This is a genomic window from Streptomyces sp. NPDC001027 (assembly GCF_040299045.1).
Classification (GTDB): Bacteria; Actinomycetota; Actinomycetes; order Streptomycetales; family Streptomycetaceae; genus Streptomyces.
This window is the reverse complement of record NZ_JBEPBI010000059.1, coordinates 18,032-43,586: the sequence shown is the minus strand read 5'-3', so window position 1 is coordinate 43,586 and position 25,555 is coordinate 18,032. Positions and strand designations below refer to the sequence as shown.

General features: G+C 73.7%; 23 protein-coding genes. 10 read left to right on the top strand and 13 right to left on the bottom strand.

Features of this window, described 5'->3' with window-relative positions; genetic code table 11:
* Positions 1-46: 46 nt before the first annotated feature.
* The gene (locus tag ABT300_RS18560) at positions 47-1,114 is read right to left on the bottom strand and encodes an ABC transporter permease (protein WP_351676691.1); all 1,068 of its coding nucleotides are present in this window, start codon (positions 1,112-1,114) and stop codon (positions 47-49) included.
* Between the two features lie 133 nt (positions 1,115-1,247).
* Here ABT300_RS18560 and ABT300_RS18555 point away from each other — a divergent pair, with 133 nt between their 5' ends.
* Together ABT300_RS18555 and ABT300_RS18550 are read left to right on the top strand one after the other, a co-directional pair.
* Entirely contained in the window at positions 1,248-4,937 is a 3,690-nt protein-coding gene (locus ABT300_RS18555) for a DNA polymerase III subunit alpha (RefSeq protein ID WP_351676689.1), read from the top strand.
* A complete protein-coding gene (locus ABT300_RS18550; RefSeq protein ID WP_351676687.1) occupies positions 4,934-5,902 on the top strand; it encodes a DNA polymerase Y family protein in 969 nt (322 codons plus the stop codon). The genes ABT300_RS18555 and ABT300_RS18550 overlap by 4 nt, the downstream gene beginning before the upstream one ends.
* A 21-nt stretch (positions 5,903-5,923) precedes the next feature.
* Here ABT300_RS18550 and ABT300_RS18545 read toward each other — a convergent pair whose 3' ends face one another.
* A complete protein-coding gene (locus tag ABT300_RS18545; protein WP_351676685.1) occupies positions 5,924-6,298 on the bottom strand; it encodes a cupin domain-containing protein in 375 nt (124 codons plus the stop codon).
* A gap of 118 nt (positions 6,299-6,416) precedes the next feature.
* On the opposite strand from ABT300_RS18545, the gene ABT300_RS18540 reads away from it, so the two are divergent.
* The gene (locus ABT300_RS18540) at positions 6,417-6,860 is read left to right on the top strand and encodes a MarR family winged helix-turn-helix transcriptional regulator (protein WP_351676683.1); all 444 of its coding nucleotides are present in this window, start codon (positions 6,417-6,419) and stop codon (positions 6,858-6,860) included.
* Between the two features lie 171 nt (positions 6,861-7,031).
* Entirely contained in the window at positions 7,032-7,913 is an 882-nt protein-coding gene (locus ABT300_RS18535) for an esterase/lipase family protein (RefSeq protein ID WP_351676681.1), read from the top strand.
* A gap of 76 nt (positions 7,914-7,989) precedes the next feature.
* Here the strand turns inward: ABT300_RS18535 and ABT300_RS18530 are convergent, their stop codons facing one another.
* Both ABT300_RS18530 and ABT300_RS18525 read right to left on the bottom strand, forming a co-directional pair.
* Entirely contained in the window at positions 7,990-9,075 is a 1,086-nt protein-coding gene (locus tag ABT300_RS18530) for a lytic polysaccharide monooxygenase auxiliary activity family 9 protein (RefSeq protein WP_351676679.1), read from the bottom strand.
* 237 nt (positions 9,076-9,312) lie between these two features.
* Positions 9,313-9,447: a hypothetical protein gene (locus tag ABT300_RS18525; protein WP_107105240.1), complete on the bottom strand. Its 135-nt coding sequence runs from the start codon at positions 9,445-9,447 to the stop codon at positions 9,313-9,315.
* A 140-nt stretch (positions 9,448-9,587) separates the two neighbouring features.
* Between ABT300_RS18525 and ABT300_RS18520 the strand changes: the two genes are divergently transcribed.
* On the top strand, positions 9,588-10,202 hold the full coding sequence (locus tag ABT300_RS18520; RefSeq protein ID WP_351676676.1) for a class I SAM-dependent methyltransferase: 615 nt from the start codon (positions 9,588-9,590) through the stop codon (positions 10,200-10,202).
* 184 nt (positions 10,203-10,386) lie between these two features.
* Here ABT300_RS18520 and ABT300_RS18515 read toward each other — a convergent pair whose 3' ends face one another.
* Together ABT300_RS18515 and ABT300_RS18510 are read right to left on the bottom strand one after the other, a co-directional pair.
* On the bottom strand, positions 10,387-10,890 hold the full coding sequence (locus ABT300_RS18515) for a ribonuclease FAU-1 family protein (protein WP_351676674.1): 504 nt from the start codon (positions 10,888-10,890) through the stop codon (positions 10,387-10,389).
* Positions 10,871-11,800, bottom strand: coding sequence for a GNAT family N-acetyltransferase (locus ABT300_RS18510; RefSeq protein ID WP_351676672.1), 930 nt, complete (start codon positions 11,798-11,800; stop codon positions 10,871-10,873). Before ABT300_RS18510 ends, ABT300_RS18515 begins: the two co-directional genes overlap by 20 nt.
* 71 nt (positions 11,801-11,871) lie before the next feature.
* On the opposite strand from ABT300_RS18510, the gene ABT300_RS18505 reads away from it, so the two are divergent.
* On the top strand, positions 11,872-12,240 hold the full coding sequence (locus ABT300_RS18505; protein WP_351676669.1) for a GntR family transcriptional regulator: 369 nt from the start codon (positions 11,872-11,874) through the stop codon (positions 12,238-12,240).
* Here the strand turns inward: ABT300_RS18505 and ABT300_RS18500 are convergent, their stop codons facing one another.
* Complete coding sequence (locus tag ABT300_RS18500) at positions 12,241-13,014, bottom strand: DUF72 domain-containing protein (RefSeq protein WP_351676667.1); 774 nt, start codon at positions 13,012-13,014, stop codon at positions 12,241-12,243. It abuts the gene before it with no gap.
* 81 nt (positions 13,015-13,095) lie between these two features.
* Entirely contained in the window at positions 13,096-14,190 is a 1,095-nt protein-coding gene (locus tag ABT300_RS18495) for a DUF5925 domain-containing protein (protein ID WP_351676665.1), read from the bottom strand.
* 304 nt (positions 14,191-14,494) lie between these two features.
* On the opposite strand from ABT300_RS18495, the gene ABT300_RS18490 reads away from it, so the two are divergent.
* Positions 14,495-15,301, top strand: a complete 807-nt coding sequence (locus ABT300_RS18490) for an SGNH/GDSL hydrolase family protein (protein WP_351676663.1) — start codon at positions 14,495-14,497, stop codon at positions 15,299-15,301.
* Between the two features lie 43 nt (positions 15,302-15,344).
* Here the strand turns inward: ABT300_RS18490 and ABT300_RS18485 are convergent, their stop codons facing one another.
* From ABT300_RS18485 to ABT300_RS18470, 4 genes are all read right to left on the bottom strand, one after another.
* Positions 15,345-16,979, bottom strand: a complete 1,635-nt coding sequence (locus tag ABT300_RS18485; RefSeq protein WP_351676660.1) for a serine/threonine-protein kinase — start codon at positions 16,977-16,979, stop codon at positions 15,345-15,347.
* 60 nt (positions 16,980-17,039) lie between these two features.
* On the bottom strand, positions 17,040-18,812 hold the full coding sequence (locus ABT300_RS18480; protein WP_351676657.1) for a HoxN/HupN/NixA family nickel/cobalt transporter: 1,773 nt from the start codon (positions 18,810-18,812) through the stop codon (positions 17,040-17,042).
* Positions 18,809-20,554: a tetratricopeptide repeat protein gene (locus ABT300_RS18475; protein WP_351676655.1), complete on the bottom strand. Its 1,746-nt coding sequence runs from the start codon at positions 20,552-20,554 to the stop codon at positions 18,809-18,811. The genes ABT300_RS18480 and ABT300_RS18475 overlap by 4 nt, the downstream gene beginning before the upstream one ends.
* Positions 20,555-20,702: 148 nt before the next feature.
* Positions 20,703-22,211: a DUF4331 domain-containing protein gene (locus tag ABT300_RS18470; RefSeq protein ID WP_351676653.1), complete on the bottom strand. Its 1,509-nt coding sequence runs from the start codon at positions 22,209-22,211 to the stop codon at positions 20,703-20,705.
* A gap of 210 nt (positions 22,212-22,421) precedes the next feature.
* On the opposite strand from ABT300_RS18470, the gene ABT300_RS18465 reads away from it, so the two are divergent.
* The 3 genes from ABT300_RS18465 (at position 22,422) to ABT300_RS18455 (ending at position 24,187) form a co-directional block, all read left to right on the top strand.
* Complete coding sequence (locus ABT300_RS18465) at positions 22,422-22,964, top strand: sigma-70 family RNA polymerase sigma factor (RefSeq protein WP_319187058.1); 543 nt, start codon at positions 22,422-22,424, stop codon at positions 22,962-22,964.
* On the top strand, positions 22,961-23,779 hold the full coding sequence (locus ABT300_RS18460) for an anti-sigma factor (RefSeq protein ID WP_351676650.1): 819 nt from the start codon (positions 22,961-22,963) through the stop codon (positions 23,777-23,779). The genes ABT300_RS18465 and ABT300_RS18460 overlap by 4 nt, the downstream gene beginning before the upstream one ends.
* A gap of 126 nt (positions 23,780-23,905) precedes the next feature.
* The gene (locus ABT300_RS18455) at positions 23,906-24,187 is read left to right on the top strand and encodes a hypothetical protein (protein WP_351676647.1); all 282 of its coding nucleotides are present in this window, start codon (positions 23,906-23,908) and stop codon (positions 24,185-24,187) included.
* Between the two features lie 35 nt (positions 24,188-24,222).
* Here the strand turns inward: ABT300_RS18455 and ABT300_RS18450 are convergent, their stop codons facing one another.
* On the bottom strand, positions 24,223-25,521 hold the full coding sequence (locus ABT300_RS18450) for a CoA transferase (RefSeq protein ID WP_351676644.1): 1,299 nt from the start codon (positions 25,519-25,521) through the stop codon (positions 24,223-24,225).
* Positions 25,522-25,555: the final 34 nt, after the last annotated feature.

Below are 25,555 nucleotides of genomic sequence, written 5' to 3'. Positions count from 1 at the left end.
TGGTTGACCCTCGACGACGCTCGAAAATCCCCTGTCGCGCGTCTTGTCATGGACGCACAGCCGTCCCTAACGTGACTCTCCGCCGGGTGCGCAGCGTCGCCATGAGCAGGGTGACGGCGACCCCTCCGACCGCCCACGCCGACAGCACCAGCAGGGCCGAAGTCATGTCGTTGCCCTGGAAGTAGGCGATGGAGCGCGCCGCCCAGGTCCCCGCGCCCGGCGGCAGCGCGGGGCCGATCGCCCGCCAGAACGGCGGGAGCAGCGGGGGCGGGAGGGCGCCGCCCGCGCTCGGGTTGCCGAGGATCACCACGAGCAGGATGACCAGCCCGACGCCGGCGAGCCCGAAGAGGCCCTGGAAGGCGAGGGTGGCCGCGCCGACCGCGAAGATGATCAGCGCGCCGAGCCCCCAGTAGGCCGCGAGGCCGCCCGGCAGCGCGCCCAGGATCGGACCGACGATCAGGGCGCCGCCGAGTCCGCCGACGATCCCGACGACGACCATGGCGAGCAGCCGGATCACCGCGCGCCGTGGGGTGGAGCTCGCGGCGCCCGAGCTGATCACCATGATCGACGCGCACAGATAGCCGCCCACGCACCAGCCGACGGCCAGATAGAACGACGACAGCCCGTTGGCGTCCTCCTGGTCGGCCGGGGCCACGTCGAGGGTCCGCAGGGTGCGCGCCTCGGACTTCTCCAGGGCGGTGGTGAGCGTCACCAGGGTGGCGGCCAGGACCTTGCCGCCGCCGGTGGTCACCAGCAGCGTGTCGGCGCCCGACGGGGAGACGATCAGGGCGCCGTCGATCTCGCGGTCCAGGATCTGCTTGCGGGCCGTCGCGGCGTCGGCCACCGCGCGGGGGTCCAGGGGGCTGCCGGGCAGCTTCTCCAGCCGGGCCACGGTCTGCCGGGCGGCCGCCCCCGGCGCGACGACCCCGAAGGGCACGTCCTTCGGCTTCGGGTCGTGCAGCGCCCCCACATAGGAGGCGATGAAGAGCAGATGGAGGGCGACCACGCCGACGACCAGCAGCGTGGCCCGCGGGGTGACGGCGTCCTTGACCTCGTCGAGAAAGGAGCCGCGCGAGGAGGCGCGGGGCGCGTCGGGCCCGGTCGTCTGCGTCATGTCCCCACGCTCCGGGGTGGAAGGTGTTTCCGCAGGTGGGAGGCGTCCGAACGGCTGTCGTACAGATGTTCGGAATTTGGTCTATGGTGGGGGAGGGAAGGTTGTGAACTGATGTTCGAATCAGGAGGTGCGGATGCCGGGGTTCACGCATCTGCACACCGTCTCCGGGTTCTCCCTGCGGTACGGGGCCTCGCATCCGGAGCGTCTGGCCGAGCGCGCCTCCGAGCGGGGCATGGACGCCCTCGCCCTCACCGACCGCGACACCCTCGCCGGCGCGGTCCGCTTCGCCAAGGCCTGCGCGAAGGCGGGTGTGCGCCCGCTGTTCGGGGCGAACCTGGCGGTGGCGGCGCCCGAGCGGCCGCAGGACGACGCGTCCGTGCGACGGGACCGGCGCCGCACCCCCGTGCGCGGCGGCGTCTTCCTCGACGAGTCGGCCCCCCGCGTCACCTTCCTCGCCCGTGACGGCGCCCGGGGCTGGGCCGACCTGTGCCGGATCGTCACGGCGGCGCACGCGGGCGAGGAGGGTGCGGGCGCGGGTGCGGGCGTCCCGACGCTGCCCTGGGCCGCGAACCGCGGCGACGGTCTGACCGTCCTGCTCGGCCCCGCCTCCGACGTCGGCCGCGCGCTCACCGCGGGCCGCCCGGACCGGGCCGCGAAACTCCTCGTCCCCTGGCGCGAGACCTATGGCGACGCCCTGTGCCTGGAGGCCGTCTGGCACGGACGCGCCGGCACCGGCCCCGGCTCCCTGCGGCTGGCCGCCCGCACCGTCGGCTTCGCCGCCGAGCAGCGGGTGCGGCCCGTCCTCAGCAACGCCGTCCGCTACGCCGACCCCGGCCAGGGCCCGGTCGCGGACGTCCTGGACGCCGCCCGCCGGCTCGTCCCCGTCGACCCGTCCAAGGAACTGGACTCGGGCGAGGCGTGGCTCAAGGGCGCGGACGTCATGCTCGCGGCGGCCGAGCGGATCGTGGAGGCCGCGGGCTTCCGGCGCGCCGCCGCCCACCGGCTGCTGGAGCAGACCCGGGCCGCGGCCGCCGAGTGCCTGGTCGACCCCGAGGACGACCTCGGCATGGGCGCCGTCCACTTCCCCGAGCCGCACCTCGTCGGCGCCGGTCGGCGCACCGCCCAGCGGGCGCTGGCCTCGCGGGCGGCGGCGGGGATGGTGCTGAAGGGGTACGCCGGCCGGCGCGCCTACTGGGAGCGGATGCATCACGAGCTGGACGTCATCGCCCACCACGGCTTCGCCTCCTACTTCCTGACGGTGGCTCAGGTCGTGGACGACGTACGGGACATGGGGATACGGGTCGCCGCGCGCGGCTCCGGCGCGGGGTCCCTCGTCAACCACCTGCTCGGCATCGCGCACGCCGACCCGGTCGAGCACGGGCTGCTGATGGAGCGCTTCCTGTCCAAGGAGCGGGTCGTGCTGCCCGACATCGACGTGGACGTGGAGTCCGCGCGTCGGCTGGAGGTCTACCGCGCGATCATCGGCCGCTTCGGAGCCGAGCGGGTCGCCACGGTCGCGATGCCGGAGACGTACCGCGTCCGCCATGCGATCAGGGACGTCGGCGCGGCTCTGTCCATGGACCCCGCCGAGATCGACCGCATGGCCAAGTCCTTCCCGCACATCCGCGCCCGGGACGCCCGCGCGGCGCTGGCGGAACTGCCCGAGCTCAAGGCGCTGGCGGGGGAGACGCGGCGGGCGGGGGAGCGGTACGACAGGCTGTGGGAGCTGGTCGAGGCCCTCGACGCCCTGCCGCGCGGGGTCGCCATGCACCCGTGCGGGGTGCTTCTCTCCGACGCGTCGCTGCTCTCCCGCACGCCGGTCGTGCCGACCAGCGGCGAGGGGTTCCCGATGGCGCAGTTCGACAAGGACGACGTCGAGGACCTCGGGCTGCTCAAGCTGGACGTGCTGGGCGTGCGGATGCAGTCGGCGATGGCGCACGCGGTGGCCGAGGTGGAGCGGGCGACGGGGGAGCGGATCGACCTGGACGCGCTCGCGCCGACCGACCCGGCGACGTACCGGCTGGTCCGCTCCACCGAGACGCTGGGCTGTTTCCAGATCGAGTCGCCCGGCCAGCGCGACCTGGTCGGACGGCTCCAGCCGGCCACCTTTCACGATCTGGTCGTCGACATCTCCCTGTTCCGGCCCGGCCCGGTCGCCGCCGACATGGTGCGGCCCTTCATCGAGGCGCGGCACGGGCGGGCGCCCGTCCGGTATCCGCACCCGGATCTGACGGAGCCGCTGCGGGGCACCTACGGGGTCGTCGTCTTCCACGAGCAGATCATCGACATCGTCGCGATCATGACCGGCTGCGGGCGCGGCGAGGCGGACCGGGTGCGACGCGGGCTCTCCGACCCGGAGTCGCAGGGGCGGATCAAGGTGTGGTTCGCCCGGCACGCGGCGGCGAGGGGATACGAGACGGAGACGATCCGGCGGACCTGGGAGATCGTCGAGGCCTTCGGCTCCTACGGTTTCTGCAAGGCGCACGCGGTCGCGTTCGCCGTCCCGACGTACCAGTCGGCCTGGCTGAAGACGCACCACCCGGCCGCCTTCTACGCCGGGCTGCTCACCCACGACCCCGGGATGTACCCGAAGCGGCTGCTGCTGGCGGACGCGCGGCGGCGCGGGGTGCCGATCCTGCCGCTGGACGTGAACCGGTCGGGAGTCGCCCATCGCATCGAACTGGTGTCTGAATCAGCGCCCGAGTCGCCGATGCCCCAGTCGCCGATGCCCCAGTCGGCTACGGCCGAGTCGTCGACGGCCGAGCCGTCGGGGGCCGGGGCGCCGGGGTCGCCTTCCGGGGCCGCCGGTCCCGGCGGTCGCTGGGGACTCCGGCTGGCCCTCTGCGACGTGCACGGCATCAGCGAGGCCGAGGCGGCGCGGGTCGTGGACGGGCAGCCGTACGCCTCGCTGCTCGACTTCTGGGAACGGGCGCGCCCGAGCCGTCCGCTGGCCGGACGGCTCGCTCAGGTCGGCGCGTTGGACGCCTTCGGCGACAACCGCCGTGACCTGCAACTGCACCTGACCGAACTGCAGCGCGGGGCACGGGGCGCGGGCGGCGGCCAGCTTCCCCTGGCGGGCGGACGGAACACCGCTCCCGCCGGGCTGCCCGACCTGTCCTCCGCCGAGCGGCTCAGCGCCGAGCTGGGCGTGCTGTCCATGGACGCCTCGCGCCATCTGATGGACGACCACCGCGCTTTCCTCGACGAGCTGGGCGTGGTCTCGGCGCGGCGGCTGCGCGAGGCCGGGCACGGGGAGACCGTGCTGGTCGCGGGCGCCAAGGCGGCCACCCAGACCCCGCCGATCCGGTCCGGCAAGCGGGTCGTCTTCAGCACCCTCGACGACGGCACCGGCCTGGTCGACCTCGCCTTCTTCGACGACTCCCACGACGCCTGCGCGCACACCGTCTTCCACTCCTGGCTGCTGCTGGTGCGCGGGGTGGTGCAGCGGCGCGGCCCGCGCAGCCTCAGCGTGGTCGGCGCCGCCGTCTGGAACCTCGCCGACCTGCTGGAAGTGCGCCGGGACGAGGGGCTGGAAGGGGTCGCGGCCCGGCTGGCCGCCCCCGTCGGCGCCCCTGGCGCGGGAGCCGACGGAAATGGCGACGGCGATGGCGACGACGGCGACGGCCCGGCGCGCAGCCGGCTCGCCGGTTCGGACGGGCTGCCCGCGCCGACGGGCTCGGCCGCGCAGGACTCGATGGAGCGGCGTCGCATCCGCATGTCCACGGGGTACGAGATGCACCCCTGGGCCGATCTGCGCCCCGCGGGCGAAGGGCCCGCGGTGGGAAGGAAGTTGTGGCACCAGAGCCCGGGGAGTGCGGGATGACTGTCCTCTGCGTACGTTTCCAGCTGTCGTCGACGCACGAGTCCGCCCTGCCGGCGCTGCTCGGGCTCCTGGAGGAGTTCACCCCGGTCGTCGAGGCGCTGCCGCCGGACGGGGCGCTGGCCGATCTGCGGGGCGCCGAACGGTACTTCGGGCGCACCGCGGTCGAGCTGGCGTCGGTGATCCGGGTGCGGGCGCTCGCCCTGCACGGGGTCGACTGCGTGATCGGCGCGGGCCCCGGCCCGCTGGCGGCCCGCACGGCGGTGCGGGACGCCCGGCCCGGGACGACGTGCGCGGTTCCCGAGGGCCGGGTGCGGGAGTTCCTCGCGGGCAAGCCGGTCACCGCGCTGCCCGGCGTCGGGACGGCGACCGCCCGCACCCTGTGCGAGTACGGTCTCGACACCCTCGGCCTGGTCGCCGCCGCGCCGTTGTCCACGCTCCAGCGCCTGATCGGCGCGAAGGCGGGCCGTGAGCTGCGGGAGAAGGCGAACGGCGTCGACCGCGGCCGGGTGGCGCCGGGCGCCGTGGCGCGGTCGACGGCCGCCGAGCGGCCCTTCGGGCGCGACGAGCTGGACCCCGGCCGGCACCGCCGTGCCCTGCTCTCCGCCGCCGAGGAGCTGGGCGTCCGGCTGCGCGTCGTGGAGAAGGTCTGCGGCGCCCTGACCCTCACCGTGCGCTACGCCGACCGGTCCTCCACGACCCGCAGCCGCACCCTCGGGGAGCCGACCGCGCACTCGGCGGACCTGACGAGGGCGGCGTACGGCCTGTACGAGGCGCTCGGTCTGCAGCGTGCCCGGGTCCGCGCGCTCGCCCTGCGCGCCGAGGCGCTCGGTCCCGCCGAACAGGCCTCCCACCAGCTCACCTTCGACCCCGTCGACGACAAGGCCCGTCGGATCGAGGAGGTCGCCGACCGGCTGCGGGCGAGGTTCGGGCCGGGGGCGGTGAAGCCCGGGACGCTGGCCGCGTGAGCCGAGGTCCGGGCGACGGGGTCAGTTGGCCCACGGGGGAGTGATCCGGGTCCCGTCGGCCAGCACCGCCTCCAGGCCGATGGAGGTGGTGACCCAGGAGAGCGCGGTGTGATCGGTCGGGTTCTCGACGGCCAGGGTCGCGCCCGGATTGACGATCAGCGTGTCGCCGGCGGTGATCCGCTCGGTGTGGCCGTCGAGGGTGACGAGCAGCTCGCCGACGAGCAGATGGAAGATCTCCTCCCGGTTGACGGTGTGCGCGGGCGCCTTCGTGCCCGCCGGGATCTCGCCCCGCCAGGCGCAGAGCTCCTTGCTCCCGGTGAGCGGGGTGGCGTACGAGACGAAGCGTGCGCCGTGGATCTCGTGGGTGACGGCCTCGGACGAACGGACGACAGGCATGCGGACTCCCCGAATGGTCGAAGCAGGATGATCAGGAACAGGATGGTCAAGAAGCTTGACTAAGTACCCCAATGGTCAACCTGCTTGACCATCCTGTCAAGGGTGTTTCATTGCAGACGTGCAGAACTCCGAAGCTCTCGCCCTGTCCGCCGCCCTGCTCGCCGCCGCCGGTGAGCTGACCCGGCGCATCAACGACGGCGTCGTCGCCCGCGGCTTCGAGGGGCGGCCCTCCTACGGCTTCGCCTTCACCCGGCTGGCCCCGGACGGCGCGACGGTCTCCGAGCTCGGCGTCCATCTCGGGGTCACCAAGCAGGCCGCGAGCCAGCTCGTCGACGAGCTGGTGCGCAAGGGGTACGTCGAGCGCGGGCCGCACCCCGTGGACGCGCGCGCCCGGCTGATCGTCCTCACCGAACGCGGCTGGGAGTGCACCCGGGCGGCGGAGGAGGCGGCGGCCGAGGCGGTGCGGGCCTGGGCGGACGTGCTCGGCGAGGGCGAAGTGCGCGTGCTGTACGACCGTTTGGCGCGCATCGCCCCCTACGGCCCGATCAGGCCGGTCTGGTGACGGAAGGTCGGCGCCCCGAGCCGCCGCCGACTACCACTGGAAGTTTTTACTGACGCGTAACTTCCCACTTCTGCTACTCGTCCGTAACTTGACAAGTGAACAGCATCCCGTGATCCGGATCACAGGGCGTACGGCCCTCGCACTCCCCTTGAGCCGCAAGGAGATCACCCGATGCTGCCCTGGAACCGCGTGCTCAGACCACTCGCCGCCCTGCTGCTGGCCGCCGCGGCCGCCACCCTCCCCACCGCCGCCGCACACGCCTCGACCGCCGCGGACGACTCGACCGCCGCCCCCACGAGCGGCTGGAACGACTACCGCTGCAAGCCCTCCGCCGCCCACCCCCACCCCGTCGTCCTCGTGCACGGCACACTCGGCAACTCCATCGACAACTGGCTGGCCCTGGCCCCCTACCTGACGGCCCGCGGCTACTGCGTCTTCTCCGTCGACTACGGCCAACTGCCCGGCGTCCCGCTCTTCCACGGCCTCGGCCCCATCGACGAGTCGGCCGGCCAGCTCTCCGTATTCGTCGACAAGGTGCTCGCCGCGACCGGCGCCGCCGAGGTCGACCTCGTCGGCCACTCCCAGGGCGGCATGATGCCGCGCTACTACCTGAAGTTCCTCGGCGGAGCCGCCAAGGTCGACGCGCTGGTCGGGCTCGCCCCCGACAACCACGGCACCACGCTCAGCGGACTCACCCGTCTGCTGCCCTACTTCCCCGGGGCCGAGGACCTGCTCTCGGCCGCCACCCCCGGCCTCGCCGACCAGATCGTCGGGTCGGACTTCCTCACCGAGCTCAACAAGGGCGGAGACACCGTCCCCGGCGTCCGCTACACCGTCATCGCCACCCGGTACGACGAGGTCGCCACACCGTGGCGCACCCAGTTCCTCAGCGGATCGAACGTGCGCAACGTCCTGCTCCAGGACCTGTGCCCGCTGGACCTCTCCGAGCACCTGGCGATCGGGCTGCTCGACCGGATCGCCTTCCACGAGGTGGCCAACGCGCTCGACCCCGCCCACGCCACCCCCACCACCTGCGCGTCCGTCCTGAGCTGACGCGCAGGCCGCGTTCGCCGGGGCCTGTCCGGCCTGAGCCGCCGGTCAGGCCCCGGAGTCCATGTCGTCCCGCGTCTCAGCGACCGTGCCGCCCGGCGGACGCCGCCCGTCGGCGCACCGACGCGAACAGCAGGGCCGCGCCCAGCGCCAGGACGGCCGCGCCGCCCACCGCGAGATACGAGGCGCCGCCGTCACCGCCGGTCCGCGCGAGACGCTCCCCCGCGGCGGCACGAACACCGGCCGCCCGCGGCGCGTTCGCGGAGGCGCCCGCACCGCCGCGCGCATGCCCGGCGGCGGACGGCGTGCCGGGGGCCGTCGGGTCCCTCGTCGTGGCCGCGTCGTCGTCGCCGTGCCCGTGGTGCTCGACCGTCGACCGGCCGGCGCCGTCCTTGATCTGCTCCTCGGAGGGCGCGGAGGCGGCCGGCGCGGCGCCGTCGCCCGTCCCCGAACCCGCTCCCCGACCAGTCCCCGTCCCCGTCCCCGAATCCGAACCTGCTCCCGCCTCCCCTCCCGTTCCCGCGCCCCCTCCCGGGAACATGACGTCCGAGCAGGAGTAGAACGCCTCCGGGCTGTCCGAGCGCTGCCACACCGCGTACAGCACATGCCGGCCCGAACGCCCGGGCAGGGTCCCGGAGAAGGAGGAGAAGCCGTCCTTGGCCACCGGGTCGACCGCCGTCGCCACGGGATGCGCCAGGTCCAGGTCGGACCAGGCCAACGGGCGGGCCGGGTCGTAACCGGCCTTGGTGAGGTAGACCCGGAACGTCCCCTTGTGCGGGGCGGTCACGCGGTACCGGAACGTGCGAGGGCCGTTGTGCACGGCGGTCGCCGGCCAGTCGGCGCGGGCCAGGTCCAGGCCCTTGAACTCCTCGTTGCCCGCGCTGCACAGCCTGCCGTCCGGGATGAGCTCCTGATGGCGGCCGTTCGCGTCGCCGATCCGGATGCCGTTCCAGTCGTACAGCGCCTGGGCGCCGCCCGCCGCGACCGCCGCCCGGCAGGCGTCCGACTTCGGGCTCTCCGGCCCCTCCGCGTAGCACTGCGCGACCCGGCTGACGGGATCTCCCATCGACCCGTGCGCGGCGGCGGGCGCGGCGGACAGCGCGGCCAGGGCCGGCGCGGCCAGACCGAGAGCGACGGCGGCGACGGCCCTGCGGCGTGCGGGCATGGGGGATCTCCTCGGAACCGGAACAGACGGCGGCGCGTGGTGCACCGGAACCAAGAAACCCCGGAACGGCCGGCCGTGGGCGGCCGGCGGCGATCTTTAGGGCGGCGTTAAGGAAGCGCTGAGCCTGGGATCAGACAGGCGCCGTCTCGGACGCGGAGAGCCCGCTCGGCGACCGCCCCGCGCGCGGGGGGCCTGCCTGAGGTCGGCGGGAGTGAACGCGGCTTGAAAGGGGCGGCGTCAGCCGTCGGGCCACCAGGTGCGGGCGATGTCCTTGCGCACCTCGGGGCGGCCGGCGGGCCGTTCGTCGGCCTCGTCGCGGATCCTGCGGGATTCCGTCTTCTTCAGGGGCTTCTGCACGGTGGTGCGGCGCATGGCTGCCTCCTTCAAGGGCTACCGAGTTCCGCGTTCTCACGGAGGTAGACCCTTTCCGGGAGAGTTCCTCATCAACCCCTCGTCTGTCAGTGGCGGGTGTCACGATTCGACTGTCAGTGGCGGGTGTCACTCTGGGGCACATGAGGGAAAACAGTGACGAAGCCACCTCGCCCGATGTCGACTGGAACGCGGCGGCGGCCGCGTTCGACGAGCAGCCGGACCACGGACTGCGCGACCCCCGGGTGCGCGCGGCCTGGGCCCGGCGGCTGCACGCCTGGCTGCCACGGCGCGCCGGCGACGTGCTCGATCTCGGCTGCGGCACCGGCAGCCTCTCGCTGCTCGCGGCCGAACAGGGGCACCGCGTGACCGGCGTCGATCTGTCCCCGGCGATGATCGACCTGGCCCGCGCCAAACTCGCGGGGCGTGACGCGGTGTTCCTCCACGGTGACGCGGCGGCGCCGCCGGTCGGCGAGGAGCGCTTCGACGCGCTGCTCGTCCGGCACGTGCTGTGGGCGCTGCCCGACCCGGCCCGCGCTCTGCGGCACTGGCGCGGTCTGCTGCGCCCCGGTGGGCGGCTCGTGCTGGTCGAGGGCGTCTGGGGCGCCGTCACCCCGGTCGGCATACCGGCGGACCGGCTCACCGCGCTGCTGGCCCCGCTGACCGAGCACGCGCGCGTGGAGCGGCTGTCGCAGGACGCGCTCCTGTGGGGCGGCCCGGTGGAGGACGAGCGGTACGCGGTGGTGGCGACGGTGTGAGCCGCGTCCCGCCCGCCTCCCAGGCCTCCCGCCCGCCTCCCAGGCCTCCGGCCCCCTCCGGCCCGTCGTCGGGCCCCGGCCGAGCCGGCTTCGGCCCGCCTCTCGCCCGTCGTCGGGCCGCGGCCGAGTTGGGCTCCGGCCCGGAGACGGCTTCGACGCGCGGTGGCCGGGCTCCGGCCCCGGGTCATGCCAGCAGCGACTCCAGGCCGCCCTCGGCGCGGGCGAGCGCCTCCAGCTCGTCGAGGGCGGCGAGCGCGGCGGCCGCGGCCTGCGGGTCCCGCCGGACCAGTCCGCTCTCCTCGAACTCGTCCTCGTCCAGACGCCGCACGTCCGTGCCGTCGGCGGAGCGCCACAGGTCCAGGTCGAGGTCCTCGACGACCAGCTCCGCGCCGGACAGCACGGCCGGCCGGGCGATGTCGCAGTACCAGCCCTTCAGGGCGCCGGACGCGGCGCGGACCTCCTTCACCGAGTACCACCGGTCGCGCCAGTAGAACTCGGTGAAGACGTCGCCCGCCTCGAACCGCACGAAGCCGAAGTCGCGTACGCCGTCACCGGCCCACGGGGCGCGCACGGCGATCCGGACGCCGTCGTCGGACAGCAGCCCGGCCGGATAACGGATCTTCGTCCGACCGCCCTTGACCAGGACGACGTCCACCATGCCCGTCGGCTCAGGCGAGTTCACGGACATGCCGCACCTCCGTCGCGCGGATCTCGTACCCGAACCACCGGTTGACCGCGAGCATCGGCCCGTTGTCGGCGTCGTTGCCGGTGTGCGCCTCGGTGTACCCGGCGGCGCGTGCGCGGTGCAGGGAGTCGTTCTTGACGAGTTTGGCCAGGCCCTGGCCGCGGTGGTCGCGGACGGTGCCGGTCATGCCGGTGCTGTAGCGCCCGGCGCCGTCGGTGTGCGCCACGCTGAAGGCGACGGGACGGCCGTCGGCCACGGCGACCGAGGTCAGCTCGCGGTCCAGATGGGGGTGCTTCCAGTACTCGTCGATCCACGCCTCGTAGTCCGTGAACTCGCTGGCGATGTCCCCCGGTTCGTCGGAGCCCGCCTCCGCGTCGAGGGTGAACAGCGGCCGCGGGTCGTCCGCGAAGTCGGCCGCCGTGCGCAGCTCGACGCCGGCCGGAGGTTCCCGCAGCGGCGGCAGCTCGGCGTGCCCCAGGTCCAGCACCAGGAAGTGCGCGGAGCGGCTCGCCCGGTAGCCGTGCCGCTCGGCGAAGCCGCGATGGCCGGGCTCGTCCAGGACCCACGAGAACAGCTTGGTCGCTCCCTGCGCCGCCAGGTGCTCCTCGGCGGCGCGCACCAGCAGCGCGCCCGCGCCCCGACGGGTGCGGGCCGGGTCCACGTACACGTTGAGCCAGCCCTGCCCCGGCTCCGGACTGTCGTACGCGAGGGCGGCCTGCGCCGTGCCGACGACCTCGCCGTCCACCTCGGCGACCAGCGCGCGGTAGCGGGCGCGGGCCGGGGTCAGGGCGAGGTGGTGGCGTACGGACGCGGGGCTGAAGTACACGTACGGCAGCGCGGCGTGCCGGACGCGGACGAAGCCCTCGATGTCGGCGTCTGCACCGAGATGAAGATCGCGCACGATGACGGTCATGTGGACCCACGCTAGGAGAGGCTGCCTGCGGATGCCTCCCATTTTCCGGCGGGTACGGGACAATCGGGCCCGTGACCTTGAAGATCCACATCGATGAGAGCGCCGCGCCCTACGAGCAGGTCCGGGCGCAGATCGCCGCGCAGGCCCGGTCGGGCGAGCTGCCCGTCGGGTACCGGCTGCCGACCGTGCGGGGCCTGGCCGAGTCGCTGGGCCTCGCCGCGAACACCGTCGCCAAGGCCTACCGGGCGCTGGAGACGGACGGGGTGATCGAGACCCGGGGGCGCAACGGCACCGTGGTCGCCGCCGCGGGACCGGCGGCGGAGCGCGAGGCCGCGGCCGCCGCGCAGGCGTACGCCGAACGGGTGCTGCGGCTGGGGCTCAGCGAGGAGCAGGGGGCCGCCGCCGTCCAGGAGGCGCTGCGGGCGGCCTACCGGGCGTGATCACCGGTGCGCGGCGAGCCCGCGCGGGGTGCGCGTCACCGTCAGCCCCGCCCGTGCCGCCGTCCGGCCGAACACGGCCGCGTCCGCCACCGCGGCGCCGCCGGGATCGTTGTTGAAGTACGCGTAGACGTCGGCGCCGTCCGGCCAGGTCGTCGCGATGCGGTCCAGCCAGCTCTCCAGGGCCCGGCGGCCGTAGTGCGGCCAGGGGCGGGCGCGTCCCTGGTGGAAGCGGACGTACCCCCAGTCGGCGGTCCGCCACAACGGGGTCACCGGGCGGGATCGGTCGTCGGCCCAGCACAGGGTCGCGCCCCGGGACCGCAGGACCTCCCGCACCTGCGGCGTCCACCACGACGCGTGGCGTGGCTCGACCGCCACCCGGGCCGCCGACGGGAAGCAGGCCAGACAGGCGTCCAGCAGAGCGGGATCGGCCCGCAGGGTCGGCGGCAGCTGGAGGAGGACCGGGCCGAGGCGGCCGCCGAGGCCCGCCGCGTGGGTCATCAGCCGGCGCACCGGCTCCTCGGGGTCCTTCAGACGCTTGACGTGGGTGAGGTAGCGGCTCGCCTTCACCGCGACCGTGAAGTCCGGCGGGACGCGCTCCGCCCAGGACGCGAAGGTCTCCCGGGCGGGGAGGCGGTAGAAGGCGTTGTTGACCTCCACGGTGGCGAAGTGTGCGGCGTACTCCTCCAGCCACCGCCGTACGGGCACGTCGGCCGGGTACAGGACGTCCTTCCAGTCCTTGTACTGCCAGCCCGACGTGCCGACGTGCAGCGTCATGCCTCCATCAAACACCCGGGGCCTGCCGGGGGCCGCGCGCGGGCGGCCGGGCGCGGGCGGCCCAAGGCAGGCCCCGGACGCTCAGAGGTACAGTCCCGCGTCCGCCACCCCGCGCGGCTCCGGCAGGGCGGTGGGGGAGATGCCGCGGCGGAGCGCGTACAGCTCCGCGAGCGTCGCGCCCTCGCGTCCCACCCCCTCCTCCGTGCCCAGCCAGTCCACGGCCTCCCGGCGGGTCAGCGGACCCACCTCGATCCGGGCCAGACAGCGGCCGGGGCGGACCACGGCCGGATGGAGCCGCTCCAGGTCCTCGTTGGTGGTGACGCCGACCAGGACGTTGCGGCCCTGGCCGAGCAGGCCGTCGGTCAGGTTCAGCAGTCGGGACAGCGCCTGGCCCGCCGTGTGCTTGGCCTCGCCGCGGATCAGTTCGTCGCAGTCCTCCAGGAGCAGCAGCCGCCAGCGGCTCTTGCCGGCGCCGTCCTCCTCGCCGATCGCGATGTCCATCAGATAGCCGACGTCCGAGAACAGCCGCTCGGGGTCCAGCACGCAGTCCACCTGGCACCACTCGCGCCAGGACCGGGCCAGGGTGCGCAGCGCGGACGTCTTCCCGGTGCCGGGCGGGCCGTGCAGCAGGAGCAGCCGGCCCGCGATGCTCTCCGGGGTCGTCCCCATCAGACGGTCCATCGCCTCGGCGACGGGGGCGGTGTAGTTGGGGCGCACCTCGTCCCAGGTGCCCGCGGAGATCTGGCGGGTGGTGCGGTGCGGGCCGCGCCGCGGGGAGACGTACCAGAAGCCCATGGTCACGTTCTCCGGCTGGGGCTCGGGTTCGTCCGCCGCTCCGTCCGTGGCCTCGTCGAGCACCTGCGCGGCCAGTTCGGCGGTGGTCGCGGTGACGGTGACGTCGGCGCCGCGGTTCCAGCGGGAGATCAGCAGCGTCCAGCCGTCCCCCTCGGCGAGGGTCGCGCTGCGGTCCTCGTCACGGGCCACGCGCAGCACACGGGCCTGCGGCGGCAGCAGGGTCGCGCCGGAGCGCACGCGGTCGATGTTCGCCGCGTGCGAGTACGGCTGCTCGCCCGTCGCGAAGCGGCCGAGGAACAGCGCGTCGACGACGTCGGACGGGGAGTCGGAGTCGTCGACGGTGAGCCGGATCGGCAGTGCGTCGTGTGGGAGTGCGGACATGCCGCCATGATCCGGCACGAGGCCCCCCGGTGCACCCGGTTTCCGGCGTGCGCGCGGTGTGTCGGCCGTGTCGCATTCACCTGTTCGATCCGCCCCGCCCCGGGCGACCCGGACGCCCCGAACGTCCCTGGCTGCACGGTGGCCGAGCGCGAACGGCCGCGCTCCGGCGGCCTCTGACGGTCCGTCCGGACGGCCGTTACAGAACGGCGCACTCCGTCGGCGGCAAAGTTGGCATGGACACTTCCCGTCAACACGCGTAGTTGCTACGACAGTCATGGCAGAGATCCTGCTAAAGGGAGGTTCCATGAGACGTTCCCGACTTGTCGTATTCGTCAGCTCAGTCCTCCTCGCCGCCGGCGTCGCCCTCACCGGTGCGGTCCCCGCGCAGGCATCCCAACTCGCCGCCGGCGGCGGCTATGCAGCGCTCGGCGACTCCTACTCCTCCGGCGTCGGAGCGGGCAGCTACATCAGCTCCAGCGGCAGCTGCAAGCGCAGCACCAAGGCGTACCCCTACCTCTGGAACGCCGCCCACGCCCCGTCCTCGTTCACCTTCGCGGCGTGCTCAGGCGCTCGTACGGGTGATGTTCTGGCCGGCCAGCTCGGCGGCCTGAACGCCTCCACCGGCCTGGTGACCGTCACCATCGGCGGCAACGACGCGGGCTTCGCCGACGTCATGACGACCTGCGTCACCAGCTCCGACAGCACCTGTCTGTCCCGCATCAACACCGCCCGGGCGTACGTCGACTCGACGCTCCCCGGCAAACTCGACACCGTCTACTCCTCGATCCGCGACAGGGCCCCGAACGCGCGCGTCGTCGTCATCGGCTACCCGCGCTTCTACCGCCTCGGCACGGTCTGCCTGGGGCTGTCCGAGACGAAGCGCTCCGCCATCAACGGCGCGGCCGACTACCTGGACGCCGCCACCGCCCGGCGCGCCGCCGCACACGGCTTCGTCTTCGGCGACGTCCGCACCTCGTTCGGCGGCCACGAGATCTGCTCCGGCAGCTCCTGGCTGCACAGCCTCAACCTGCTCGACATCGGCGAGTCCTACCACCCGACCGCGTCCGGTCAGTCGGGCGGCTATCTGCCGGTTCTGAACAGCGCGGCCTGATCCGCGCCGGGCCTGACCCACCGCGCCGGTGGTCAGGCCCGGTTCACTCCGACGGCGAGGGGGAGGGGGAGGCCTCGCCCGACGGGGACTCCTGCGTCTCGCAGGTGACCGAGAACGGCACCGAGCCGGACGTCTTCTTCACCGGATCCCGCACTTCCACGGCGATCGCGTTCTCGTACGTCCCGGTCTCCGCGTACGTCGACAGGATCACCTTGTCCTGCTTGGACTTCCCGCCGCCCGACGGGAACTCGAGCGTCTTCCAGGTCTGTCCGGACAGTTCGCCGTCCTTCGACACCCAGCGGTACGACACCGTCGCGGGCAGCTGCCCCACGGTGATCGTCGCGGTGAACGCGGGCGCCTCGGAGTCCGACGGCGGGCAGGCGCCTGAGTACTCCGTGTGCGCGCCGGTCACGGTGACCGAGACGGTCTGCTCGGGCGCCTCGGAGCTGGCGCTCGGGCTCGGGCTCGGACTGGGCGACTCGGCCTCCGCGCTGGTCTCCGACTGCGTCGCCGGCGAACTCGCGACCCCCGAGGCGCTGTCGGTGACCCCGCCGGACCGGCCCTTGTCGCCGTCGTCGTGGTTCAGCAGCCCGTAGGTCAGCCCCGCCACCGCCAGCGCGACCGCGATCACGCCCGCGACGAGGACCGTGCCGGTCCGCCGGCCGCGCTCCCGCTCGCCGGCGCCCGTCGACGAGGTGTCCGGCGGCGGCGTCGACCAGGGCTGGTGCGGGGTCGCGGCGGTCGACGCATGTCCCGCCGGTGCGCCGCGGGGCGCGGGCGTCGGCGGGAACGCCGTGTACGGCGCCGTACGGGCCGTGTCCGTGCGGAAGTCGCCTCCCCCGGAGGGAGCGCCCCCGGCGGCGACGAGCCGCAGATCCTGCTCGGCCCGGTCGGCGGGCAGCCGCTCGGCCGGATCCTTGCGCAGCAGCCCCTCGATCACCGGCGCCAGCGGACCGGCGCGGCGCGGCGGCGGCAGCTCCTCGTCCACGATCGCGCGCAGGGTGCTCAGCGGAGTGTCGTGGCGGAAGGGGGAGTTGCCCTCCACCGCCGCGTACAGCAGCACGCCGAGCGACCACAGGTCCGACTCGGGTCCCGGCGTGCGCCCCAGCGCCCGCTCCGGCGCGAGGAACTCGGGGGATCCGATGACCTCGCCGGTCATCGTCAGCGCGGAGGTGCCCTCGACGGTGGCGATGCCGAAGTCGGTGAGCACCACCCGGCCGTCGTTCGACATCAGCACGTTCGCCGGCTTCACGTCCCGGTGCAGGACCCCGGCCTCGTGGGCGGCCCGCAGCGCGGCCAGCACCTCGGCCCCGATGTGCGCGGCCCGGGCCGGCTCGACCGGCCCCTCCGCGTCCAGCATGTCGGCCAGGGAGATGCCGTGCACGATCTCCATGACGATCCACGGCCGTCCGTCCTGGCTGGCCACGTCGTACACCGTCACGACGTTCCGGTTCGCGACCCGGGCAGCGGCCCAGGCCTCGCGCTCCAGCCGGGCGTACAGCCGCTCGACGTCCGAGGCCGCCAGCCCGTGCGGGGCCCGGACCTCCTTGACGGCGACCTCGCGGTGCAGCACCTCGTCCCGGGCCCGCCACACCGTGCCCATGCCGCCCTCGCCGAGCGGCGTCAGCAGCCGGTACCGGCCCGCGATCAGACGTTCACTGCCCGGTTCTTCGGTCACCGCGCCCCCATTTCGCTCTTCGCATCCGGGCGAAAGCCTCCGCAACCCCACAAACGTAGCTCAGCCGAGTACGGATGCGGCCCCCTTGAGCACCAGTCCGGCGCCCAGGGCCACCACGAGGAACGCGGACCACAGGGGCATGTTGCGGCGGACGAGGGTCACGGCCGGGTGGCTCGTCCAGCGCGGCTGCCGCTCCAGCAGGCGGGTCGCCCCGGCGCCCAGCCGGACGACGGCGAATCCGGCGGCGGTCAGGGTCAGCGCGAGCCCGACGCCGTACGCGACGACGAGCAGCAGCCCGAACCAGGCGTGGCCGAGCGCGGCCGCGCCGACCAGCACGACCACGGCGGACGGACTGGGCACCATGCCTCCGGCGAACCCGAGCAGGAGCGTCCCGCGGAGGGTGGGGGCCACGGCGTGGGTGTGGGTGCGACCGCCGTGGGAGTGCGTGAGGCCCCCGTGGGAGTGCGTGTGACCGCCGTGGCTGTGGGCGTGGCCCTCGTGGGTGTGCGGTCGGCTGTGATCGTGGTGGTGGTGGTCGTGGTCGTGCGGCCGGGCCGGGGCGTCGTCGTGGCTGTGCTCGTGTTCCTGCGCGTGGCCGCGGTCGGCGTCGGGATGGGCATGGGTGTGCGGGGTGGTGGCCCCGACGAGGGCGAGTTGACGCCCGGGGGTCTTCGCGGGCTCGTGCGAGTGCGAGTGCGAGTGCGGGTGGTCGTGACCGTGACCGTCCCCGTGGTCGTGGCCGTCGCCGTGGGGATGCGGATGCGGGTGGTCGTGGTCATGGTCGTGCGGGGCGCCCGGGCGGCGGCCCCGCCAGGCGCGGCGGGCCAGCGTCGCGCCGGCGAAGAGCACCAGCGCCCCGCTCGCCAGCCCCAGCCAGGCGATCACCGACGGCGCCGCGGCCGACCCGGCGGTGACGAGCAGGCCGAGCGCGACGACGCCCAGGGTGTGCGTGACGGTGACCGAGGCGGCGAGCGGGAGGACGTCCTTCATCCGGGCCTTGCCGCCCCGCGCGGCCGCCGTCGCCGCCATGATGGTCTTGCCGTGACCGGGCGCGACGGCGTGCATCGCGCCGAGGACGACGGCGATCACCAGGGCCAGCGCGCCGAAGCCGACGGTGAGGTCCTGCCGGGCGACCAGGTCGTCCAGCGCCCGGGTCCAGCGGTCGGCGCCCCGGGGCAGCACGGACGCGGCCGGGGCGTCCCGGCCCTCCTCGACGAGAGCCGCGCCGCCGGGCCGCACCGTCACCGACGCGGTCGAGGTGTCCGCCGGAGAGGACAGCAACTCCTTGGGATACGTGGTCAGTTCGTGTGAGATCGACTTCTTCGGCACGTCGGAGTCGGTGAGCGTCATCCGGTCGCCGCGCGCGGTGATCTCCCGCCACCCCGGTCCGGAGGAGGCGCCCTCGCTGTGGAAGGCGACGGCGACGGTCTTCTCCTCGGGCAGCGGCGCCGTCAGCCGGCACTCGACGCGGAGCGTGTTCAGCCCCGCCTGACCGGGCCGTACGACCGCCTTGCTCGCGCCCGCGGTGAGCGTCACGGCCCGGCCCTCGACGGTGAGCCTGCTGCCGTCGGCGGCGGCGCCGCAGCGCTCCCGGGCCCAGGCGTCCATCCCCAGCCGCTCGATGTCGGGCTTGGCCTGGGTCGCCGGGATCTCGGCGAGGTCCTCGACGTGGTCGACGCGCAGCTGCCCGGGGGCGGCGACGAGCCCGTCGTAGCGGTTGACGGTGAAGTTGCCGAGGGGGTGCGCGCTCGCGGCGGCGGAAGGAACCAGCACGAGCGCGCACCCGGCCGTGAACACGGCCGCGCAGGAGGCGAACAGACGACGTGAGATCACTTGGTCGCCTCCAGCGACTTGAGCGCCGTACGGGCCTCGCGGGCGCCCAGTACGGAGAAGCCGGGGTTCAGCTTCAGGGCGGCGGAGAGGTGGGTACGGGCGTCCTGCGGGTGGCCGGTCGCCTTCTCGATCACACCGAGGTGGTAGAGGAAGGACGCGTTGCGGTAACCGGTGGCCGTGGCCTGCCGGGCGTAGGGAAGGGCCTCGGCGTCCTTGCCGTTGACGTGCAGCGCCCAGGCGAGGGCGTCCGCGGTGTGCACGGTGTGCCGGCGGGACCAGTCGTCGCGGGCCGCCCGCAGGGCCGTGGCCCGGTCGCCGTGGTCGGCGGCGGCGAGCGCGGTGTCGAGGTCGGCGTTGACGCCGTTGGCGCGGGCGATGGCGGTCCAGGCGTCGACCAGGGCGTACTGGTCGGCGGCCTTCGCCGCGTCCCCCGTCCCGCCGCGGGCCTCGTACAGCTCGCCGAGTTCGACCAGCGGGCCGGGCAGCGGGTAGCGGGCGACGATCAGCTCCAGTCCCTTGACGGCTTCCGCCTGCCGTCCGCTCGCCGCCTGGGCGCGGGCGCGGCCCTCCAGCGCGGGGAGGTAGTTCTCGTCGGCCGCGAGGGCGCGGGCGTAGTGGGTGAGCGCGGTGGCGTAGTCGCCCTGGTTCCAGGCCAGTTGGCCGAGCTGGGCGGCGACGTAGGCGATGTCGCCGGGCGAGCTGGACGCGGCCAGCGCCCGCTCCAGGACCCGGCGGGCGGTGGTGACGTCGCCGCGCAGCTCGTGGACGTAGGCGTAGCGGGTGAACACCGGTACCCCGGGCCGCCGTTGGTCGGCCGTACGGGCCGCGGCGTCGGCGTCGGCATAGCGGCCGAGCTCGACCAGGGCGTCGATCCGGGAGCTCAGGGCGCGTTCGTTGTAGGGGTTCTGCTTCAGCGTCCGGTCGGCGAAGGACAGGGCGCCGGCGAAGTCGTGGCGCGCGGCGGCGAGGGCCGCCCGGCCGGCCAGGGCCTGGTCGTTGTCCGCGCGCAGGGCCAGGGAGCGCTTGAGGGCCTGCTCGGCCTGCGGGTAGCGGGAGGGGTCGCCCTTGGTGCGGGCCTGTTCGACGTAGGCGAGCCCGAGGGTGGCCCAGCCGCCGAAGTCGCGGGGCTGAGTGCGCAGATGCGTCTGAAGGGCGGTGATGCTCGCGTCGAGGTCGCCGCCGGCGAGCAGCCCGGGGGAGACCGCCGCGGCCGCCGCCACGGGCAGCCCACGCTGTTCGTGCACCGCCCCGAGCGCGACCGCCCCGGCGGTGAGCGCGACGGCCAGCATGGCGGCGCACGCCCCGAGGTGCACGGCCCGCCAGCGACGGCCCGCCGCGCCCACCCGCCGCACGGCGGCGACCCGCTCGTCACCGCCTTCCGCCACCGGCTCCGCCGGCCGGGCGGGCTCGTCGGACTCACGGGCTCCGGTCTCCGGCTCGGCGGGCCGGGCGGGTTCGTCGGACGGACGGGCTTCGGTCGTCGACTCCGCCGACTGGGCGGGCTCGTCCGACGTGTGGGCCTCGGCGGGGCCGGCGGCGTCGCGCGCCTCGGCTTCCGCTTCGGTCGCCGAGCCGGTGGCGCCGGTCCCGGGAGCGTCGTCCCCGCTCGTGGCGTGCCGGGTCTCCGGCTCCGACGCCGGCCGGCCCGTGGCGGGCTCCGGTCGCCGTGCCTGAGGCGCCGGCCGGCCGGCATCCGGTCGCCCGGGCTGCTCGCGCTCGCCGTCGTTCGTCCGCGGGGACATGCCCTCTCCTAGGTCAGCTGGATGGTTCGGTCTGCCGGTGTGGGGGGTGGCGCGGCCCGCGCCGTGGGGGATGAGTTACGCGGGCCGCGCCAGTCGGTGGGGCAGGACCGGGGAGCGCAGGTTTCTCCCCGGTCCGCTGAGGGAGGGCCTAGTAGGCCCTGCGCCGCCCGCGCCACCACATCAGGCCGCCTCCGATGAGGAGGATGCCCGCCGCGCCGGCGCCCGCGGAGGAGGCGATGAGCGCGGTGTTGCTGTCCGAGCCCGTCAGGGCGTCGCCGAGCTGGCTGCGGACGTCGGCGCCGCTCTTGGCGGTCGCGCCGCGCGAGCCCTCGGTCGGCAGGGCCACGTACGGGAAGGACTTCTCGAAGCTCTTGTCGTTCTTGTCGACGGCGTCGCCGAGGTCGTTCTTGGAGCCGACCAGCTCACCCTCGACGACCTGCAGGGAGGCGTCGATGACGTCGTCGGTGAGGCGACGGCCGTTCGGGAAGCCCGCGTTGTCGCCGTCCAGGACGCCGAGCCGCTTGGGGCTGGCGGTCGGCTTGATGGAGGTGTTGAGGCGCAGCTCCTCCGACGGCGTCACGTAGGGCGGCTGGTTGAGGCCCTTGACGCCCTTCAGGAACACGTCGACGAGGTCGTTGCGCGGCTCGGCCGGCGCCTTGATCTTGTAGATCGCCTCGATGAGCTTGGGCAGCTCGGGGTTGGTGACGTTCTTCAGGAACTGGCCGTCGTCCTTCGGCTGGGACGCGTTGAAGCGGTCCTTGTCCTTGATCGGGTTGACGACCTCGTTGACCAGCGGGTTGCCCAGGCGGGAGACCTGCGAGTAGTAGCCCTGGGCGTTCTCGCGCTGGGTGGTCGACCAGACGCCCACGATCGGCTGGTGCTTCGCCTCGGTGATCATGTCGCTCGGGACCTGCAGCGCGATCGAGTTGACGTTGTAGCCCTTGAGCGTGTCGTTGCCGACCTCGGAGAGGTTGCCGCCGTACAGCAGGTCGAAGACGCGCAGGTCCAGGAAGAACGGGTCGTCGGCCTGGCCGGCGAAGGTCTTGGCGCCGTTGGGCAGCTTGTAGATCGCCTGGTCGCGCAACTTCTTGTAGTTGGGCATCGACGCCTTGCCGACGTTGGACGGGGCCACCGGCACATCGTCCGCGATCTTCGTCCGGTGCTGGACCTTCCCCTTCTTGAGCTTGATCAGCTCGAGGTCGTACGTCTGCGTGACGTTCAGGTCGGGGTCGTACAGACTGTCGACGACGCCGGTGTTGTAGAGGAACGTCTTCCTGTTCTTCGTGTTCGTCTTGAACGTGTAACGGAAGGTCAGGTCCTCCTTCGCGTCACCGTTGTTGTCGATGTGCAGGTCGTACTGGGCGTCCTCGGCGAACGGGAAGAAGTTCGGGCCGCCCGCGGGTTCCTCGAACGGGATCCAGTTCGCGACGATGGTCGTCGTGTCCGGGTGGTCCGGGCTGACGAACGCGTACACGTCCGTGTTGTCGTACTGGGGAGTGCCCGAGATGAGAGGAGCCTCACGGTGGCTGGAGGCGTAGGCGGCCCCCGGTGCCAGCGTGGCGGCGCCGGCGGCTGCCAGCCCCCCGGCGGCCAACGCACCGCATATGAGGGTCGCGACGCTCCTGCGTCCGTTGCCGCTCCTGGAGATAGCTGTCATGCCGTCCGTCCTCTGTGCCAAGTTGCCTGACGGACAGTGATACGGACCGGAGGGGGTGTTCGGATTGGTCGAAACCCAAAAACTTTTTATTTCCTGCTCACCCGCGTTTTCGGCCCTCCCGTCCGTACCCCCTCGACGGAGGTGTGTGCGTTGCGGATGCCGGGTGTGACGGGGCGGCCAGGATGTGGGGGCCGCAGGAAGGGGGACGGCATGGAGGCGGACGAGCTTCTGGTGCTCGTGGCGGGAGGCGACCAGAAGGCCTTCGAACAGCTCTACGGGCTGGTGTCCGGGCCGGTGTTCGGGCTCGTCCGGCGGGTCGTGCGGGACCCCGCGCAGTCGGAGGAGGTCGCGCAGGAGGTCCTTCTGGAGGCCTGGCGCTCCGCCGGCCGCTTCGACCCGAGCCGTGGCAGCGCCCTCTCCTGGATCCTCACCCTCGCGCACCGCCGCGCCGTCGACCGGGTGCGCAGCGCCCGTGCCGCCGTGGACCGCGAGCAGCGTGAGGGGCGCCGCTACCACGACCCCGCCTTCGACCAGGTGACGGAGGAGGTCGAGGCCGGACTGGAACGCGAGTGGGTGCGTCGCTGCCTCGACCGCCTGACGGCTCTGCAGCGGCAGTCCGTCACCCTCGCCTACTACGACGGCTACACGTACCGTGAGGTGGCCGACCGGCTGTCGTTGCCGCTGGGCACGGTCAAGACACGGATGCGCGACGGACTCACGCGGATGCGCGACTGCCTGGGAGGCGCCGTATGAGCATCCTCGGGATCTTCCGGCGGGAGGATCTTCACTCGCTGGCCGCCCCCTACGCGCTCGACGCACTCGAAGGGGACGAGCGGCGCCGCTTCGACAAGCATCTGAAGTCCTGTGAACGCTGCTCGGCCGAGGTGCGGGCGCTGACCGAGGACGCGGTGCGGCTCGCCTGGTCGACCGCCGCCCCGCCGCCCGCCGCCCTGCGCGACCGGGTGCTCGCCGCGGTGCAGAGAACCCCGCAGGAGTCCTCGCGCGCCCCGGTCCGCGAGCACGCCCCCCAACTGCCCCCGCACGTCTGGGGCACACAGCCTCCGCCCAAACGCTTCCGAGCGCCCCGCGCGCGCCGCCCGCTGTTCGTGCCGTTCGCGACGGCCACCGCCGCCGCGGCCCTCGTCGTCGCCTCGCTGTTCGCCGTCCAGGCCGACCGGACCCGGGACGAGCTGAACGCCGAGCGCGCCCAGGCGCGTGAGATCGCCCACGTTCTCGCAGCTCCCGACGCCCGGGCGAGCAGCGGACGGGACGCCCGGGGCCGCAGTATCGGAGTGATCGCTTCCGCCGCGGACGGCGAGGCCATCGTGACCTTGAGCGGATACGGCGCTCTTCCGGCCGGGCAGGTGCATCAGCTGTGGCTCATGCGCCCCGGCGCGCAACCGCACTCCCTGGGGCTCTTCGCCGCCGACACGCCCTTGGTCGCCACCGGTCTCGACAAGGCCGCGACGTCACTCGCTGTGACCGTCGAGCCCGACGGAGGCTCGCCGCAGCCCACTACACAGCCGGTTGTCCAACTCACCCTGAAATCGGTCGGATTCGGAGAGTGATCGCGGAGGAGTCGTCAACCCCCTTACGGGGAAGGTGAATCCTGTGAGCTCGATACATGTGTGCCTCGACGGGGCGATAGGGTTACCCTGCCCGGGCCGGGTGGACTCGTACGGGTGGGGAGTGACATGGAACAGATAACGATGCACAGCAGGGCGAGGGTCCCCGCGATCACCTGCGGGAGCAGCGCGACCAGTTCGCGGCTGGACCGACATCTCTCGGTACTGGCGGGTCCCGCCATTCCGCAGCGCGAGACGCTCGAGGCGACCTCGCTCATGCGGGAACTGACGGCCCGTGAGCCCGTCCGGGACGCCGGCTCGAGGACGGTGCGGGCACGGGTGAGCCGCGTCTCGCTCTTCGCCCCCCTGCGTCGCCTGCGCCGCTCGCTCTTCGGCGGGCACAGGCACTGACCGTCCGGCCCGCCCGCCCCTGCTGAGTCCCGCGCTCAGGCGGTCACACCGTCCCGGCGCAGCACTGCGATCTCCTCGTCCGTCATCCCCACGGCACGCAGCACTGCTTCGGTGTGCTCCCCGAGCGCGGGCACGTCCCCCATCTGCGCCCCCGTCCCGCCCGGCAGTGTGATCGGGGGCAGCAGCGCCCGCAGCGGCCCGACCGGCGTCCCCACCTCCCGCCACCGTCCGCGAGCCGCCAGCTGCGGATGCTCCGCGACCTCGGTCAGATCCCGCAGACGTGCGCAGGCGATGCCCGCGCCCTCCAGCCGCGCCACCGCCTCGTCGGCGCCCAGCGCACCGAGCGCCTCCGCCACCAGCGCGTCGGTGTCCAACCGGTGCGCCACCCGTGCCGCGTTCGTCGCGTACGTCGGGTCCGTGCCCAACTCGGGTCGGCCGAGCACCTGTTCGGCCAGCCGCCGCCACTCCCGGTCGTTCTGCACCGACAGCAGCACCCGTCCGCCGTCCGCCGTCGGGTAGGCGTCATAGGGCGCGATCACCGCGTGCGCGAGACCGGTGCGCCGCGGCGGGACGCCCCCGTGCATCGTGTGGTGGAGCGGATGCCCCATCCACTCCGCCAGCGACTCCAGCATCGACACCTCCACCGGGCCGCCCCGCCCGGTCGTGCCCCGCCGCACCAGCGCGGCCAGCACACCCGAGAAGGCGTACATGCCCGCCGCGATGTCCGCCGCCGGGATGCCCGCCTTGACCGGCTGCCCGGGCGTCCCGGTCACCGACACCAGTCCCGCCTCGCACTGCACGAGCATGTCGTAGGCCCGTTTGTCCGCGTAGGGGCCGCCGGCGCCGTACCCGGAGACGTCGACCGCGACCAGGCGCGGGTGCGCCGCGCACAGGGTGGCCGCGTCCAGGCCCAGCCGGGCCGCGGCCCCCTGGGCGAGGTTCTGCACGAACACGTCCGCGCCGGCGATCAGGCGGCGCACCACGTCCAGACCGCGCGGATCCTTCAGGTCCAGCGCGATCGACTCCTTGCCGCGGTTGCACCACACGAAGTGCGAGGCGAGTCCGCCGGCGGCCGTGTCGTAGCCGCGCGCGAAGTCCCCGCCGTCGATCCGCTCGACCTTGATCACCCGAGCGCCGAGATCGGCGAGCTGCCGGGTGGCGAAGGGCGCCGCGACGGCCTGCTCGACGGCGACGACGACGAGGCCCTCCAGAGGCAGCGGCTCGGGACGAGGCAGGCACTCCGGCTCGCGCTCGGACTCGGACTTCGGCTCGGAGTCCGGCTCGGACTCGGGGTGGCGCTGAGGTCGAGGCTGCAGATGGGGCGGCTGGTCCATGGGGTGGATCATGACGTCCGGCCGCCCGGTCTGT